Origin of the sequence: Actinophytocola sp., from assembly GCF_035942955.1 — a bacterium.
Lineage (GTDB): Bacteria > Actinomycetota > Actinomycetes > Mycobacteriales > Pseudonocardiaceae > DASYTH01.
Genome location: NZ_DASZCQ010000011.1, coordinates 1 through 16,703, shown reverse-complemented (window position 1 = coordinate 16,703; position 16,703 = coordinate 1). Strand labels below are relative to the sequence as shown.

The 16,703-nt window shown below is 72.3% G+C and carries 15 protein-coding genes; 7 read left to right on the top strand and 8 right to left on the bottom strand.

All coding sequences use genetic code 11. The features are described from left to right. From VGX25_RS01085 to ctaD, 4 genes are all read left to right on the top strand, one after another. Positions 1 to 1,384: LamG-like jellyroll fold domain-containing protein (locus VGX25_RS01085; RefSeq protein WP_326915593.1), on the top strand; the 1,384-nt coding region annotated here is incomplete at its 5' end. A 188-nt stretch (positions 1,385 to 1,572) separates the two neighbouring features. Continuing rightward, complete coding sequence (locus VGX25_RS01080) at positions 1,573 to 2,427, top strand: FAD/NAD(P)-binding protein (protein WP_326915592.1); 855 nt, start codon at positions 1,573 to 1,575, stop codon at positions 2,425 to 2,427. Between the two features lie 29 nt (positions 2,428 to 2,456). After that, positions 2,457 to 3,128: a CPBP family intramembrane glutamic endopeptidase gene (locus tag VGX25_RS01075; RefSeq protein ID WP_326915591.1), complete on the top strand. Its 672-nt coding sequence runs from the start codon at positions 2,457 to 2,459 to the stop codon at positions 3,126 to 3,128. Between the two features lie 45 nt (positions 3,129 to 3,173). Then, positions 3,174 to 4,940, top strand: coding sequence for a cytochrome c oxidase subunit I (ctaD, locus tag VGX25_RS01070; protein ID WP_326915590.1), 1,767 nt, complete (start codon positions 3,174 to 3,176; stop codon positions 4,938 to 4,940). Between the two features lie 381 nt (positions 4,941 to 5,321). Here ctaD and VGX25_RS01065 read toward each other — a convergent pair whose 3' ends face one another. Further along, a complete protein-coding gene (locus VGX25_RS01065) occupies positions 5,322 to 7,115 on the bottom strand; it encodes a thiamine pyrophosphate-requiring protein (protein ID WP_326915589.1) in 1,794 nt (597 codons plus the stop codon). 79 nt (positions 7,116 to 7,194) lie between these two features. Between VGX25_RS01065 and VGX25_RS35590 the strand changes: the two genes are divergently transcribed. Next, positions 7,195 to 7,806, top strand: coding sequence for a hypothetical protein (locus VGX25_RS35590; RefSeq protein ID WP_414635697.1), 612 nt, complete (start codon positions 7,195 to 7,197; stop codon positions 7,804 to 7,806). Here VGX25_RS35590 and VGX25_RS01055 read toward each other — a convergent pair. The 6 genes from VGX25_RS01055 to VGX25_RS01030 all read right to left on the bottom strand — a co-directional run bounded on the left by VGX25_RS01055 (position 7,716) and on the right by VGX25_RS01030 (position 13,409). Continuing rightward, entirely contained in the window at positions 7,716 to 8,888 is a 1,173-nt protein-coding gene (locus VGX25_RS01055) for a hypothetical protein (protein ID WP_326915588.1), read from the bottom strand. The genes VGX25_RS35590 and VGX25_RS01055 overlap by 91 nt on opposite strands. Positions 8,889 to 9,002: 114 nt before the next feature. Next, the gene (locus VGX25_RS01050; RefSeq protein ID WP_326915587.1) at positions 9,003 to 9,716 is read right to left on the bottom strand and encodes a CPBP family intramembrane glutamic endopeptidase; all 714 of its coding nucleotides are present in this window, start codon (positions 9,714 to 9,716) and stop codon (positions 9,003 to 9,005) included. 219 nt (positions 9,717 to 9,935) lie between these two features. Beyond that, complete coding sequence (locus tag VGX25_RS01045) at positions 9,936 to 11,153, bottom strand: MFS transporter (protein ID WP_326915586.1); 1,218 nt, start codon at positions 11,151 to 11,153, stop codon at positions 9,936 to 9,938. Next, positions 11,153 to 11,482, bottom strand: a complete 330-nt coding sequence (locus VGX25_RS01040) for a hypothetical protein (RefSeq protein ID WP_326915585.1) — start codon at positions 11,480 to 11,482, stop codon at positions 11,153 to 11,155. The genes VGX25_RS01045 and VGX25_RS01040 overlap by 1 nt, the downstream gene beginning before the upstream one ends. Continuing rightward, positions 11,479 to 12,450, bottom strand: coding sequence for a glutathione synthase (gshB, locus tag VGX25_RS01035; RefSeq protein WP_326915584.1), 972 nt, complete (start codon positions 12,448 to 12,450; stop codon positions 11,479 to 11,481). Before gshB ends, VGX25_RS01040 begins: the two co-directional genes overlap by 4 nt. Continuing rightward, positions 12,447 to 13,409, bottom strand: a complete 963-nt coding sequence (locus VGX25_RS01030) for a glutamate-cysteine ligase family protein (protein WP_326915583.1) — start codon at positions 13,407 to 13,409, stop codon at positions 12,447 to 12,449. The genes gshB and VGX25_RS01030 overlap by 4 nt, the downstream gene beginning before the upstream one ends. 80 nt (positions 13,410 to 13,489) lie before the next feature. Between VGX25_RS01030 and VGX25_RS01025 the strand changes: the two genes are divergently transcribed. Both VGX25_RS01025 and VGX25_RS01020 read left to right on the top strand, forming a co-directional pair. Continuing rightward, positions 13,490 to 16,246, top strand: coding sequence for an ATP-binding protein (locus tag VGX25_RS01025; protein ID WP_326915582.1), 2,757 nt, complete (start codon positions 13,490 to 13,492; stop codon positions 16,244 to 16,246). A 103-nt stretch (positions 16,247 to 16,349) separates the two neighbouring features. After that, complete coding sequence (locus tag VGX25_RS01020; RefSeq protein ID WP_326915581.1) at positions 16,350 to 16,517, top strand: hypothetical protein; 168 nt, start codon at positions 16,350 to 16,352, stop codon at positions 16,515 to 16,517. On the opposite strand, the gene VGX25_RS01015 is transcribed toward VGX25_RS01020, so the two are convergent. Next, a partial coding sequence (locus VGX25_RS01015) for a hypothetical protein (RefSeq protein ID WP_326915580.1) occupies positions 16,518 to 16,703 on the bottom strand: 186 nt, incomplete at its 5' end. It abuts the gene before it with no gap.

The window sequence follows — 16,703 nt, the reverse complement described above, 5'->3', positions numbered from 1 at the left end:
CGACGCCCGCGCCCTCGCCGGCCAAACCACCTGGACCAACTACGCCGTCCAAACCCGGGTCAAGGCGTTGTCGTTCAACGGCTCCGACCGGTTCACCGCCGTGCTGGCCCGCGCCCAGAGCGCCACCAGCTACTACTACCTGACCCTGCGCTCCAGCAACACCGCCCAACTCAAGAAGCTCGTCGGCGGCTCCTCCACCACGCTGTCCAGCGCCTCGGTGCCGGTGACCACCGGGACCTGGTACACGCTGCGCATCGAGGTGTCCGGCACGACGGTGCGCGGCTTCGTCAACGGCACCCTGGTCGGCACCGCCACCGACACCCAGTACACCGCCGGCCGCGCCGGACTGGCCACGTTCAACGCCAGCGCGTCGTTCGACGACGTGCTCGTCGAGACCCTCACCGGCACCCCACCCACCACGACGACAACCACCACGACCACGACGACCACCGGGCCGCCGCCACCCCCGCCGGCCGGGATCATGGGCTACGCCACGCTCAACGGGCTCGGGCAGAACGGGACCACCGGCGGCGCCGGCGGACCGACCGTCACCGTGAGCACCGCGTCCGCCTTCCTGTCCGAGATCGCCGCTCCCGGCCCGCGGACCATCCGGGTGCAGGGCATGCTCACGCTGCCAGGGCCCATGCACGATGTGACCTCGGACAAGACGATCATCGGCGTCGGATCCGGCTCCGGCATCAGCGGCGCCGGGCTGAACATCGGCCTGCCGATCGACGACGGGATCACCTCCCCGCCGGCCACCGCGGTGCACAACATCATCATCCGGAACCTGATCTTCCAGAACGCCAGCGACGACTCCATCAACGTGCAGATGTTCAGCCACCACGTGTGGATCGACCACAACGAGTTCCGGCCGGCCAGCGACGGATCGGTGGACATCAAGCGGGGTTCGGACTTCGCCACCGTGTCGTGGAACCACTTCGCCGGCACGGACAAGACGATGCTGCTCGGCCGCGACGACAGCGACTCCGCGCAGGACTCCGGCCGGTTGCACGTGACCTACGCGAACAACTGGTTCGACGGCACGACCCAGCGCAACCCGCGCACCCGGTTCGGCAACGTCGTGCACGTGCTGAACAACTTCTACGACGCGGTCGAGGACTACGGTGTCGCGTCCACCATGCAGAGCGCGGTGCTCGTCGAGGGCAACGCCTTCGAGAACACCGACTCGCCGTGCGAGCTCGGCCAGGGCAGCTCACCGGCCGGCGCCCTGCGCGCGGTCAACAACGTGTTCGTCAACTCCGGCGCCTGCCAGACCGGCGGCAGCGTCGGTGGCGTCCCGTACTCCTACACTGCGCAGAACCCCAACAACGTCAAGGCATCGGTCACCGCCGGCGCCGGCGTCGGACGGATCGGCACGTGAGCTGAACGGCTCGGCACGGGCTGGCCGCGGTCACCGCCGCGGCCAGCCTTTGCCAGGTTTGGGACCAAAGACCCTAGGGACACAGGGCCTCTGGACTCTAGGGAAGGACGCCGGCGCGGGGCGATGCTCCAGCCGGTGGGATAGCCGAGAGGGAGCGGCCGTCCCTGCCGGGGACGGGAGGGATCGCCGTGACGACAACCACTTCGGCCCGAAAGCGGGTCAAGGACGATCCTCCGCCGCAGGTTCCCTACCGCGTCGCCGCCAATGTCCGGCAGACCGCGAACGCCGTCACCCTGATGCTCGATCCGGTGGACGAGCCGATCGCGGAGTTCCGGGCCGGGCAGTTCACCGTCCTCAACGCGCCGGAGTTCGGCGAGGTGGCCGCGTCGATCGGCGGCGACCCCACCATCCACGACGGCGTTCTCGTGCACACGATCCGGGGCGTCGGCGAGATCAACCGGGCCCTCGCCAGCGCCGACGTGGGCACGATCCTCGGGGTCCGCGGCCCGTTCGGCACCGGCTGGCGGCTCGACCTGCCCGGTGAGCCGGACCTGGTGCTGGTCGGCGGCGGCTACGGGCTCGCCACGGTCTGGCCGGCATTGTGGTACGCGCTGGCCAACCGGGCGCACTACGGCCGGATCATGCTGGTTGTGGGCGCCAACACCCCGGCCGAGCTGCTGTTCTCCGACGAGCTGTCGATCATCGCGCATTCCGGTGATGTCGAGCTGACGATGACCGTGGACCTCGCCACCGACGGCTGGACCGGCCCCGTGGGAATGGTCACCGAACCGCTGGCCGCGCTCGACCTCGTCGCCCGTTCGACGGTGGCGTTGCTGAGCGGGCCGGCGCTGATGCTGCGGCTGGCCGCAGGAACCCTGGTGGAGCGCGGAGTTCGGTCCGACCGCATCCAGGTGTCCCTCGAGCGCACCATGAACTGTGGAACGTGGCAGTGCGGCGAATGCGCGCTCGGACCGCACCTGGATTGCCGGAACGGCCCGGTGGTGCCCTACCCGCTGGCCACCTCCCTGCTGGCAACCCACTGACCCGTCTGCGCGGAAGTCGCCGGCCGGCATTGCTCGCCGCCGTTCTTCTGCTCGCCGCGGCCACCACGTTGGCCAACCGGGTGCTGCCCGGCTGGGCCTATCCGGTGTGCGGCCTCTGCACGGTCGCCGGGTTGCTGGGGTTGGCTCAGTGGTCCGGGCTGCGTCTTGCGGAGGTCGGCTTGGACCGCCGGGAGTTGCGGCGTGCGGCGGCGGTGGGGCTGATCGGGGCCGGGCTGGTCGGACTGGCGTTCGGCATCGCGTTGGCCGTGCCGGTCTTGCGCACCGCGTTCGACGACGACCGGCTGGGCATGCTCGGACCGGGAGCCCTGCTGTGGGTCACGCTGATCCGCATCCCGCTTGGCACCGTGCTACTGGAGGAGATCGCGTTTCGCGGGGTGCTGCCGGCACTGCTCGGCGCCGGCGACCGGTGGCGGTGGGGGCCCGTGCTCGGCGCGTCCGCGCTGTTCGGGCTCTGGCACGTTCTGCCCTCCCTGGCGCTGCGGCACAACGCCGCCGTCAACACCGTGCTCGGCGGCGCTTCGACCGTACTGCTGTCCGTGTTCGCCATGCTCGCCGCGGCCGTGGCCGGCGTGATCATGTGCTGGTTGCGGTACGCCGGCCGGGGCGTGCTCGCGCCCGCGCTCGTGCACGTCGCGACCAACTCCGGCGGGGTGCTGGCCGCGTGGTCGCTGGGCGGCTGACCGGCGGGTTTGATGGGAACGCCGACGGGCTACCCAGGAGTCGTCATGACCACGACCGTGCGCTCGCCCGTGCCGGTGCCGGTGCCGGTCACGCGCCGGCCGCCGAAGGGCTCGGCGCTGCTTCGGGTGCTGGCCACCACCGACCACAAGCTGATCGGGATCATGTACCTGGTCACCGCGTTCGGGTTCTTCATGGCCGGCGGGGCGATGGCCATGCTGATGCGCACCGAGCTCGCCGTGCCGGGGCTGCAGTTCCTGTCCTACGAGCAGTACAACCAGCTGTTCACCATGCATGGCACGATCATGCTGCTGCTGTACGCCACGCCGGTGCTCTTCGGGTTCGCCAACGTGGCGCTGCCGTTGCAGATCGGCTCGCCCGACGTGGCGTTTCCCCGGCTGAACGCGCTGTCGTTCTGGCTGTTCGCGTTCGGCGGGCTGATCGTGCTCGCCGGGTTCGCCATCCCGGGCGGCGCCGCGGACTTCGGCTGGACGGGGTACACCCCGCTGTCCCGGGCGACCGGCTCCCCCGGGGTCGGCGGCGACCTGTGGATCGTGGGCCTGGTGCTCAGCGGGCTGGGCACGATCCTCGGCGGCGTCAACATGATCACTACGGTGATCTGCCTGCGCGCACCCGGCATGACGATGTTCCGGATGCCGCTGTTCACCTGGAACATCCTGTTCACCAGCATCCTGGTGCTGCTGGCCTTTCCGATCCTCGCCGCGGCGCTGCTGGGACTGCTGGCCGACCGCCGGATCGGCGCGCACGTGTTCGACCCGGCCAACGGCGGCGCGATCCTGTGGCAGCACCTGTTCTGGTTCTTCGGCCACCCTGAGGTCTACATCGTCGCGCTGCCGTTCTTCGGCATCATCAGTGAGATCATCCCGGTGTTCTCGCGCAAACCCCTCTTCGGCTACCGCGCCCTGATCTTCGCCACCGTCGGGATCACCGTCCTGTCCGCGGTGGTGTGGGCGCACCACATGTTCGCCACCGGCGCGGTGCTGTTGCCGTTCTTCGCCATCACGACCTTCGCCATCGCGGTGCCCACCGGGATCAAGTTCTTCAACTGGATCGGCACGATGTGGAAGGGCGCGCTGACCTTCGAGACCCCGATGCTGTTCAGCATCGGCTTCCTGGTCACCTTCCTGCTCGGCGGGCTCACCGGCATCCTGCTGGCCGCGCCCGCCATCGACTTCCACGTCACCGACACGTACTTCGTCGTCGCCCACTTCCACTACGTGCTGTTCGGCACGATCGTGTTCGCCACCTACGCCGGGATCTACTTCTGGTTCCCCAAAATGACCGGGCGGATGATGGACGAACGCCTGGGCAAGCTGCACTTCTGGACCACGTTCCTCGGCTTCCACGCCACGTTCCTGGTCCAGCACTGGCTCGGAGCCGAGGGCATGCCGCGACGCTACGCCGACTACCTGCCCGGCGACGGGTTCACCACGCTCAACATCGTCTCCACCGTCGGCGCCTACCTGCTCGGCCTTTCCGTGCTTCCGTTCGTCTACAACGTGATCCGCAGCTACCGCTACGGCGACCCGGCCGGCGCCGACGACCCGTGGGGCCACGCCAACTCGCTGGAATGGGCCACGTCTTGCCCGCCGCCGCGGCACAACTTCACCGACCTGCCGCGGATCCGCTCCGAGCGCCCGGCCTTCGACCTGCACTATCCGCACATGGTCGAGCGCACCCAGGACGAGAAGTACATCGGCCGGTTCGCCCACCGGCCCGCCCCCTCCGAACGGCTGTCGCACCAGCTCAAGTCGTCCGGCGAGAAGGCCGTCCAGGACCCAAAGGACCGGTAGTCGCCGGCACGCAAGGCGACCGCGACCACCGCGTCGGCGTGCTTGAAGGCCTCGGCGACACGCCCGGCACCCGTATGTCGCCGGACGGCTCGATCCGGAACCGGTACGGCGCCTCCTCGATCAGCTCGACGTCCACCCGGTGCCCCCGCCTCGCCGACCTTGATATCTTTACCCGGAGGGAACACGCCGGGCAGAGAGGTCGACGCCGTCGTGCAACCGGCACAGCGGAAGGCCCTTGGTGCGGGGAGGCCGCGTCCCAGAGCACAGTATCCACAGGGGACAGTGCACATGAGACGAGGCCGGGCCCTTGTCAGGGTGCCGTCCGCCTGCGGGCCGCGCGTGGAATCCGGTACGCCTCGGCCCGCAGGTCGGCGGCCTCGGTCATCGCCGGCCGGGCAGGGCTTCCTGCAGCTTGGTCTTGGCGCCCTGGACCAGCAGGTGCCAGGCGTTGGCGTCGCCCTTGAGCAGCGCCTCGGCGGTGGACTTGGCCTGCTCGAAGGTGGCGTGCGGCGGGATCGGCGGCACCTCGGGGTCGCAGCGCACGTCCAGCAGCGCCGGCCGGTCCGCGGCCAGCACCCGGTCCCAGGCCGGGCCGAGCTCGTCGGGCGTGGCCACGGCCACCGCCTCGAAGCCGAACAGCCGGGCGGCGTCGGCGTAGGAGATGTCCGGAAGCGTCTGGGACTCCTCGAACTTCGGCGAGCCGCCCATCGCGCGCAGCTCCCAGGTGACCTGGTTGAGGTCGTTGTTGTGGAACACGCACACCACCAGCCGCGGGTCGGCCCAGTCGCGGTAGTAGCGCATGACCGTGATCAGCTCGGCCAGCCCGTTCATCTGCATCGACCCGTCGCCGACCAGCGCCACGACCGGCCGGTCCGGGTGGGCGAACTTGGCGCCGATCGCGTACGGCACCCCGGGGCCCATCGTGGCCAGCGTCCCGGACAGCGAGCCGCGCATGCGCCCGCGCATCCGGAGATCCCTTGCGTACCAGTTGGTCGACGACCCGGAGTCGGCCGTGATGATCGCGTCCTCCGGCACCCGGGCGGACAGCTCCCACACGATGCGCATCGGGTTCACCGGGTCGGCGTCCAGCATCGCTTGCCGCTCAAGAGTTTCCCACCACTCGGCTACGTTCTGCTCGACCTTTTCGCGCCAGGCGGCCCGGTTCTCCGCGCGCTCCAGCAGCGGCAGCAACGCCCGCAGCGTTCCCCCGGCGTCGCCGACGAGGTTCACCTCGGTCGGGTAGCGCATGCCGATCATGCTGCCATCGATGTCGATCTGCACCGCGCGGGCCTTGCCGAACTCGGGCAGGAACTGAGTGTACGGAAAGTTCGACCCGACGATCAGCAGCGTGTCGCAGTCGCGCATCAGCTCGTAGCTCGGCCGGGTCCCGAGCAGCCCGATCGCGCCGGTGACGTACGGCAGATCGTCGGGCAGCACGTCCTTACCCAGCAAGGCTTTCGCCACCCCGGCGTCGAGCAGCTCGGCGACCTTGCGCACCTCCTCGGCCGCGCCCCGTGCGCCCTGCCCGACCAGAAGCGCCACCTTCTCCCCCGCGTTGAGCACGTCGGCCGCGCGCAGCAGCTCGTCGTGGCGGGGCAGCAGCACCGGATGTGGGATGCTCGGCGGGCTGGACGGCACCTGCTTGAACTCGTGCGCCGGCGCGGTGTACTCCTCCTCCTGCAGGTCGTTCGGGATGATCACCGCGGTCGGCGCCCGCCTGGCCTGCGCGGTGCGGATCGCGCGGTCGAGCGCGTTGGGCAGCTGCTCGGCGACGTTGACCTCGACGAGGTAGTCGCTGGCCACGTCCTTGAACAGGGCCTGCAGGTCGACCTCCTGCTGGTAGCTGCCGCCCATCGCGCTGCGCGCGGTCTGCCCGACGATGGCCACCACCGGCACGTGGTCGAGCTTGGCGTCATAGAGCCCGTTGAGCAGGTGGATCGCGCCGGGCCCGGACGTGGCCGCGCAGACTCCCACCTTTCCGCTGAACTTGGCGTAGCCGACCGCCTGGAACGCCGACATCTCCTCGTGCCGAGACTGCACGAACCGGGGGTGGTTGTCCGCCTTGCCGAACGCCGCGACGATTCCGTTGATGCCATCACCCGGATAACCGAACACGTACTCGACACCCCACTCCCGCAGGCGCGTCAGCACGTAGTCGCCAACCGTCTCGGACATGTCTCCTCCTCGGTGGGTCGGGCACTCCCATAGGGGCTACCCAGCGGGAACCGCGGCAACCCTGCCGGGAAGGAGGGCGGTGACCAGGCTCGAGGAGGATCTGCGGGCACGGGGCGCGGCGTACTCGACCGACGCCTCCAACTACCGCCAGGTGCCCATCGGGGTGGTGCTGCCGACCACTGTGGACGACGCCGAGCGCGCGATCGCGGTGTGCCGGAAGCACGACGTGCCCGCCCTGTCCCGGGGTGGCCACTTGCGGTGGCCCGCGATCGCCCAGCCACACTGCCACCGGCACGCCGTTCTCGGCTTCGACGCCGACCGGGAGCTGTTGCGCCACCACGGAGTCGACCTCCAGGTGCTCGACGCCGGCCGCTGCGGCCTCGCCGGTAACGTCGGCTTCGAGCGCGGCCACTACGAAGTTTCCATGGCCTGCGCCGAGCACGCCCTCCTGCCGCTATCCGCTCCGCCGGTCCGGACACGCTCGTGCTCGCCGACGGCTTCAGCTGCCGCACCCGGATCGAGCACGCCACCACCGCCAAATCCCTGCACACGGCGGAAGTCCTGGCCGCAGCGCTTCCTAGGGGCCCGGCGGATTCCGGTTCACGGGCGCCGGATCACGGCGTGGGTGTCGCCGCCGGCGGCGTCGGCGTTGCCGAAGATGGTGCCGGCGGTGTTGATACCCGAGGCGTAGCTGAATCTGCCGCCGGGCAGGATGCCGAGGTTGGTGATCGTCCCGTTGGGATCCCACCGGACGGCGCGCGTGGAGTTGATGTCGCTGAACAGGTCGGACTCGCCCGCGATGACGCCGGCGTCGTTGATGCCGGCGGTGAAGCTGCGGTCGTGGCCGCGCAGGGTGCCCAGGTCGGTGACGGCGCCCGCGGCGGACCAGCGCACCGCGTGCCACTGGTTGGGCGTGCTCGAGTAGCCGGCGATGACGCCGGTCTCGTTGACGCCCACCGCGAAGGCCGACGAGCCGCCGGCCAGCACGGGCAGCGCGGCGATGGCACCCTGGGCATTCCACCGCACCGCCGTGGAGCTGCCGCTGCGGCTTGCGTCGCCGAAGATCACACCGCCGTCGTTGAGCCCCTCGGCGTTGGAGCGCGTGCCGCCGGGCAGCACGCCGAGATCGGTCACGGTGCCGTCGGTGTTCCACCGCACCGCGTGCGTGCCCTGACCGGTGATCGTGGCGTTGCCGATGATCACGCCGTCGTCGTTGATCGCCCTTGCGACGCTGTCGGAGCTGCCCGGGAGCACCGGCAGGGCCGTGGGCACCCCGGCGGCGTTCCACCGCACGGCATGCGCCTCCACGTCGAAGTCGGTGCCGACGGGAATGATGTTGCTCGAGTTTCCGACGGCGGTTCCGGCGTTGTTGATCCCCCACACCGACGCCGAGTCGTCCCCGGGCAACTTGGCCAGCTCGGTGATGACCCCGCTGCTGCTCCAGCGCACCGGCGTTCCCCCGCCGGAGGCGCCGATGACCACGCCAAGGTCGTTGATGGCCCGTGCGTAGCTGTCCCGGTGGCCGGGCAACGTTCCCAGGTCGGTGATCACGCCCCGGCTGTCCCACCGCACCGCATGACTCCCGCCGCCCGCCAGGCTGGACAGGCCGACGACGGTCCCGGCATCGTTGATGTCCTCGGCGAAGCTCGACCTCCCTCCGGGAAGCGTGCCGAGGTCGACGATGGTCACCGCCGACGCGGGCGCCGGGAACGCGATGATCAGCGCTCCCGCCATCAGGCCGACGAATGTCACCGATCCGTGTCTGATCCCCATGGGGGATATGGTGCCCACCGTTGTGGTGATACAGAAGGAGGTCTACTACCTAGGCACCTAGGTGCTTGTCTACTGTGGAGGATCAGCGGCCAGGCGAGCACCGCGGTAGGGCGATCATGCCGGTACGGCCCCGGTGGTGGCCAGGAGCAGCGCGACGGCGGGCAGGAAGTTGTTCACCTGGTGCGCGGCGACGCTGGCCAGCAGGTTGCCGGTGAGCAGCCGGGCAAGGCCGACCGGGATCGACAGCACCAGCAGCAGCGGCGTGCGCAGCAGTTCCAGGTGCGCCAAGGAGAACACCACGCTGGTGACCGCGAAGATCACCCAGCGGTTCCACCGCCAGTGCTCCAGCGCCCGCCACAGCACCCCGCGGAAGATCACTTCCTCGCCCAGCGGAGCGACCAGCCACACGACGAGGAACACGGTCACCGCCGCGACCGGATCCAGTTGCCGGTCGCCGAAGGCCGAACCGACCGCCGAGTTGGCCCGGTCGTCCCCCACCCACGCGGCCCACAGCAGCGCCGCCGGAACGGTGAGCACCAGCAGCCCACCGGTCCCGATCGCCACACCGATCCCGACGTCCCGCCCGCTCCACCGGGCCGCGAGCTCCCGCCGCACCCGCCCGGCCCGTGGCCCACCGCCCACCAGCACCGTGCCCCCCACCGCGACCAGCGCCGCCACCACCGCCGGCACCACAAGCAACGCGATCAGCGGCCACGCCGGCAGCCGCCCGTCGTCCAGCAAACTCGGATCACCGACGGCGAACGGCACCAACACCAAAACCGACGCCGCCACCAGCGCGAACTCCGCGGCCACGAACACGCCGAGCATCGCCCACCCCGCCCGCCGCCCCACAGCGCCCCCCGGCCGCGACCCGATCCCGATCACCTGACGCACCCCCCGTGAGTACCCCCACCCAACCCGGCATGAACCCACCCGCCACCGCACCGGCCGCCCCAGATCACTGAGCCCCTGGCGGGCGCGATCGCGGCTGTACCGCATCTTTGGATTTCGGTGCGTGGTTGCGTTCCGGCAGCCGGCGAGGGCTGGTTAGGGTGGGTCGCCGGCCTTCCGGGCGATTGTGGGGCCGGGCTGATGGGAGTGGCTCAGTTGGGCGGCGATGAGGGCCGCCGCGGCGCTGAGGGCGAGGGCGGTCCGGGGGCCGGCGAGCGCGATCTCGGCCGAGGCTACCGGGCCGCCGGCGGCCATGCCGCCGAGCAGGACGACCGACAGGGTCGCCATGACGCGGCCGGTCATTGATGCCTCGGCGTGCTGCAGGGTGGCGATCACCGCGGCGATCAGGATGGACCAGGCGAAGCCTACGCCGGCCAGGCCGGCGAGCGCGACGGGAACGGTGGGGGCGGCGGCGGTGACGGCCAGCGCCGCGGCCATGCCGAGGGTGGCGCGGGTGATCGCTTGCGGGCCGGGCCCGCCGAGGGCGGCGGCGGTGAGCGCGCCGGCCAGGCTGCCCGCCGCCCCGGCCGTGAACGCGATCCCGACCAGCGACGCGCCGCCGTGCAGCGACACCAGCACGAAGACCGGCGCGGTCACCTGGACGGTGAACGAGAACGTGGCGACGACGGCGAGCACCAGCAGCGCGGTGCGCAGGGCGGGCGTGTGCCACACGTACCGCAGGCCGGCGCGGATCTGGCCGGGCGCCCGCCCGACAAGGGGCGAGGCGCCGGACCGGATCGTCCACAGCAGCACCACGTCCGCGGCGAACGACGCGGCGTTGACGGCGAAGGCGACGGTGGGTCCGGCCACGCCGACCAGCGCCGCGCCCAGCGCCGATCCGGCGGTCATGCCGACCAGCAGCACGGTTCCGGTCAGGGCGGACGCGCTGCCGCCCAGCTCGCGGGGAATGAGCATCGGGACGAGGGCGCGCCGGGCCGGGGTGTCCAGCGCGTTGAGCACGCCCCAGGCGGTGACCAGCAGGTAGATCACCGGCAGGCCGAGCCCGCCCGCCGCGGACACGAGTGCGTAGCTCAATGCGATCAACCCGAGCCCGGCCTCGGCGAGCATCAGCAGGCGCCGGCGGTCGTACCGGTCGGTCACCGCGCCGAACCACGGCCCGAGCAGCAGGCTGGGCAGGAACTGCAGGGCGACCACCCAGCCGAGGGCGTGCGGGTTCAGGCCGACCACCACCCAGGACAGCGCGACCACCTGCGCCCATGAGCAGGTGACCGAGGGCAGCTGGCCGAGGAGGTAGCGGCGGAACGCCGGGACGCGCAGCGCGGCGACGGCCGGGTGGCCGGCGAGCGTGGCCATCAGATCGTGACGGCCGCGGCGAGGCCGACGCCGAACAGGTAGGTGCCGACGGCTCCGGCGAAGCGCAGCTTGCCCTCGGCGGCCAGGCTGGGCGCGGTGACCATGCCGTAGGCGTGCACCAGCCTCGACAGCGTGGCGCCGACGATCAGCGGGATGGCGAGCGCGGCCGGGCGCGCCGGCCCCCTGGCGAGTGCCTGCCAACAGAACCTCAGGGGTACCGTGACGGCACCCGGCCACAATCCACCGGGTATCCGCACCGTGGGCTGGGACGCAACGACCGCATAGAAAATCCGGAGAGGCGGACTAGCGCAGGTGATGGCGATGGTCATGCCGATCTCCTTTGGTGGTCGGGTTCGAGCACGGTGTCGATCAGGTCGGCGCACAGCGTCCAGCCGAGCAGGGCGTCGGCCTTGCGCAGCGCGCCCACGCTGGTCACGTTGACCTCGATGAGGTGCGGTCCGATCACGTCGAGCCCGGCCAGGTGGATGCCGTTGCGCAGCAGGGTCGGGGCCAGCCGCGCGCAGATCTCCTTGTCCCGCACGGTGATCGGCGCCTCGGCGGCCGGGTTGCCGATCCGGAAGTCGCCGGCGGCCGGGTAGCGGTAGACCGCCCCCACCGGCTCGCCCGCGATCACGAACACCCGCTTGTTGCCGGCGCCCACCTCGCGGAGGTATCGCTGGACGACGACGGCCGCGTTCCCGCCGGCCGTGGTGATCTCCAGCAGGGAAGCCAGGTTCGGGTCGTGACGGTCGAGGCGCAGCACGCCGCGGCCGGAGAAGCCGTCGACCGGCTTGACCACCGCGGCCCCGTGCTCGGCGAGGAACGCCCGGATGGTGCGCGGGTCGGCGGTGACCACCGTCGGCGGGATGAGGTCGGGAAACCGCAAGGGAAGCAGGTGCTCGCTGCACGCCCGGATGCCGCGGGGATCGTTGACCAGTGCGGTGCGCGCCGGGTCGACGAGGTCGAGGATCAGCGTCGCGGTGGTGTAGGTGGCGTCGACGGGCGGTTCGGTGCGGACGAACACCGCCGCCATGTCGTCGAGCCAGACGTGTCGTGGCTCCGTCGCGGAAAACCACGGGTCCTGCACCGTCCACTTGTGACCGTCCGAATGCGCGGACGGGGCAAGGCGCACCCGGCGGGCGAGGGCGCGGGCCCGGCCGTTGACCGCCTCGAGCAGCCCGACCTCGGTGACCAAGACCTCGGCGCCGCGGTCCTGCGCGGCATGCATCAGGCCGACCGTGGTGTCGATCGACGCGTCCAGCGACTCCAGTGGATCGGCGACGAACGCGACGTTCATGGCGCACCGACCAGCGCCGGGCGCACGATCGACAGCAGATCACGGCTCTGCGGCGAGAATCCCGCCGCGGCCTCGGCCCAGGCTCGATCCTGGTCCGCGGCCCTGGGCAGCAGCAGGTCGAGCGCGTCGCGCCGGGCCCCGGCGTCGTACAGCAGGGTCGCGACGGTGGCGATCGCCTCGGCCATGCGGTCGGGCGGCTGGGCGTCGAGGTAGCGGACCTCGAGGTAGCCGCCGCGCGGGCGGACCGGCGGGAACAGCGTGCTGAGGTGGTAGCGAGGGTCGGCGGCCTCGGGGATCGCCAGCCGGGGCGCGGCCGCGGCGAACGCGGCGTAGGCGCCGACCGGATCGGCCACGTCGAGGTGGCGCCCGTCGTAGCCGGTGCGCCGCGGGTCGACGCCCCGCCAGATCGCGGTGCGGGTGCTGTTGGCGAACGCCGCGGCCAGCGGCGGGCCGGCGAGGTTGGCCACCAGCCACTGCTCGCGACCGGTCCGCCCGGGCAGCAGGTCCACCGCGATCTGCAGCGCCGCGGTGAGCCGCATCATCCGCCGGCCGTCCGGTCCGACCTCGTCGAAGGCCCGCTGCATGGCCAGGTAGCGCGGCGACGGCGTGCGCAGCGGCACCTCGGCGCAGCCGTGGTACGGGTTGACGCCGACCGCCAACAACCGCACTCCGCGGGCCGCCGCGATCGCGGCCGCGTGATCGATGAGCCGGTTCAGCTCGCGCACCAGCGCCGAGACGGTCGGCCGGGGCGCCGGGCTGAGCTCCAGCTGCCCGCCCGGCTCGAACGACGGGACCGCGGCGCGGGTGAAGGCGGCGTCGAACCCGGCCGCCAGCGTGTGTGGGTCGACCGGGCGGGGGCGGGCCGGCGCGGTCACCGGGATCAGCTCCACCTCGGCGCCGACCCGCCCCGGCCGCCGGGCCGGGGTGAACAGCCGTTGCACGGCGTCGTCAATGTTCATGCCCGCACACTCCCCCGCGCCGGGGAGACGCACCTCAGTGCTGGTACGCAGACCGGTACGTAATCGGTGATACTGCGCGGATGACCTCGACCGATCCGCTGGTGGGACGGCGGGAGGAGCTGGCCCTCCTGTGCCGGCGGCTGGCCGACGCCCGGGGCGGGTCCGGTCACCTGGTCCTGATCAGCGGGCCCGCCGGGATCGGCAAGACCCGGCTGGTCGAAGAGCTGGCCGCCGAGCATCCGCGGGTCGGGTGGGGAGCGGCCGTTGCCGACGCCGGGATGCCTCCGCTGTGGCCGTGGATCCGTGCCGTGCGCGACATGCCGGCCGCGCGCGAGGCGGTGGCCGCCCTGGTCGCCGGCACCACCCAGCGCGAGTACGGCTCGGCCGAGGAGGCCGCGGCGGCCACGTTCGCCGCCGACACGGCGGTGGTCGACGCGCTGGCCGAACAGCCCGGTTCGCTCGTGGTGCTCGACGATCTGCAGTGGGCGGACGGGGCGACGCTGCGCCTGCTCGACCGGGTCGCCGCCGAGATCCGCCGGCTGCCGCTGCTGGTCGTCGGAACCCACCGGGACGCCTCCGACCTGCGCGCGCACCGCGCCGCGGAGGTGCTCGCCCTCGGGCCGCTCTCGCCGAGCGAGGCCGTGGCGATGCTGTCCACCGCGGTGGACGACGCCGACACCGCGGCGGTGCGGCGCGCGGCGGAGCTGTCCGGCGGCAGCCCGCTCTACCTGCGGACGCTGGCCAGGGTCGCGGCCGACGCGCTGCGCGGCCGGGCGGGCTGGGACTCCTCGGCCCCCGAGCTGCGCCACCTGGTCGCGGCCGCCCTGCGGACCGCGGGCCGGAAGGCCGCGGCGGCGGTGGAGGCGTTGAGCGTGCTCGGTCCCGAGCCGGAGCCGGAGGTGGTGGCGCGGCTGCTGGGGGTGGACTCGCCGAGTGCCGCGACCGAGCTGCTGCTTCCCGCGGTCCCCGCGGGTCTGGTGGAGATCTCCCAGGGTGATCGGGTCCGGTTCGCCCACGTGCTGGTCCGGGACGCCGCCTACGCTTCGCTGCCACCATCGCGGCGGGTCGCGCTGCACCGCGCCGCCGCGGAGCTGCTCGAGCCGCTCGCGGTCGGCCGGGACGAGCGGGCCGGCGCGGTGGCCAGGCACTGGCAGGCGGCCGGGGAGGCGGATCGGGCGGTCGACTGGGCGATCCGCGCCGCCGACGCCGCCCTTGCCGCCGGCGCCTTCGACGACGCGGCCGACTACCTGCGGCTCGCGCTCGACGCCGGGACCGGCGGCCGGGCCGAGCTGCTGCTCGACCTGGCAAGGGCGCAGTACCTCGGCGGCCACCTCCGGCAGAGCGCCGAAACCTGCGGGCTGGCGGCCGGCGAGGGCGAGCGGACCGGCCGGTCCGACGTCGTCGGGCGGGCCGCGATCGTCATCCAGGGCATCAGCCATCCGGAGATCAACCAGCTGGTCGAGGACCTGTGCCGGCGGGCGCTGCGGCTGCCCGGCGAGGGCATGCCGCCCGCGCTTCGCGCCCGGGTCGAGGCGCAGCTGGCCTGCGCGCTGTTCGAACGCGACGCCGACGACGAGGCGGTCACCTGGTCGGAGCGCGCGCTAGAGCTTGCGACGGCCAGCGGCGACATGAACGCCGAGCTGGACGCGATCCGGGCGCACGCCTGGCTGAAGTGGCAGCCCTGGCACGACGCCGAGCTGATCGACCTCGGCCGGCGGGCGATCGAGCTGGCCGAACCGGCCGGGCGGCCGCTGGCGCGGTTGTGGGCGCACGTGTGGCGTTCCGACGCGGCCGTGCACCAAGCGGACATGGCGTGGGCGCGGCGGGAGGTCGGCGAGCTGCGGGCGCTGGCCGACCGGACCGGCCTGCCGCTGGTGCGCTGGCATCTGCTGCGCCGCGAGGCGTCGATCGCCGCGCTCGTCGGGGACTTCGAATCCGGCCGCCGGCTGTCCGCGCAGGCCGCCGAGATCGCCGAGGACTGGCAGGACGTGTCGGTGCGCTTCACGCATTTCGGCCAGTCGGTCACGCTGGCGCTGCTGCGCGACGACCCGGCCGAGCTGACTGCAGGGTGGACGGACCTGGTCGGCGGCGTACGGAGCTTTCCCCTGGTCGGGCAGGCGATCGTCGCGGCCACCCTGCTCCTTGCCGGCCGGCGCGACGAGGCGGCAGACCTCTACCGGGCACTGATCGGCAGGCTGGCCGAGATGGAGCGCGGGGTGGCCGCCGCCGGGCTGACCTATGTCGCCAGGCTCGCCTGCGCGCTCGGCGACGTGGACGGATGCCGCAGGCTGCGCGACCGGATCACCGAGCTGTTCGGGAGCGTGGTCGCGATCGGCGCGGGAACCGTTGTCTACCAAGGATCCGTGGCCCGCGTACTCGGCGACCTCGACCTCGGCTGCGGCGATCCCGAGGCGGCGGTCGCGCACTACGAGGAGGGGCTGCGGATCGACGAGCTGCTCGGCGCCCGCCCGTATGTCGCATGTGGACGATTGGGTCTGGCAAGGGCGCTTGCCGCGACCGGAGATCCGCCGCGCGCGGTCGAGCTGGCCCGCGCGGCCGCGGCCGAGGCGCGCCGCCTTGACATGCCGGGCCTGCTGCGCGACGCGGACGCCTTCCTCGCCGAGGCCGCGGCCATGGCCCGCGCCGCCGATCCGCTCACGCCGCGCGAGCGCGAGGTGGCCAACCTCGTCGCCCGTGCACTGTCCAACCGGGACATCGCAGGCAAGCTCGTGCTGTCCGAACGCACGGTGGAAAGCCACGTCCGCAGCATCCTCGCCAAGACCGGCCTGACCACCCGTACCGAGCTCACCCGCTGGTTCCTCCAGCGACGCCGCTGAACTCTTCGCCGGCGGGTTGTCGATTTCGGGGTCCGGCGGCGTCATCATCCGGAACGGAGGAGCAGAGCCGCGCGCACACCGCCGCCACGAACGCTTCGCCGCCATGCTTGCGCGGCGGCGAGGAGCTGGCGCCGGCGAGCAACGCGGCCACGGTGCGGCTCGACGGCTCGGCCGGCCCACCGAGGCCGCCGCCGCCTTCGACGCCGCCCTGCGCCTGGTCCGCACCGACGCCGAACGCGCCCACCTCCGGCGCCGCCGCGCCGCCCTGTGATCACCCGCGACCGGCGTACTCGGGCGACGACGGGGTGACCGGGATCGGCTCGGTCGGGGCGTCGCGGGCGGCCGCCATCGCGTCGGCGGGGACGGTGGGCACGTCGGGTGTGCGCGTCGGCCTGGGCCGCGGAGCCCGCTCGGCGCGGCCGGTCCAGTCATACGCCTGCGACTCCATGGCCTCGGC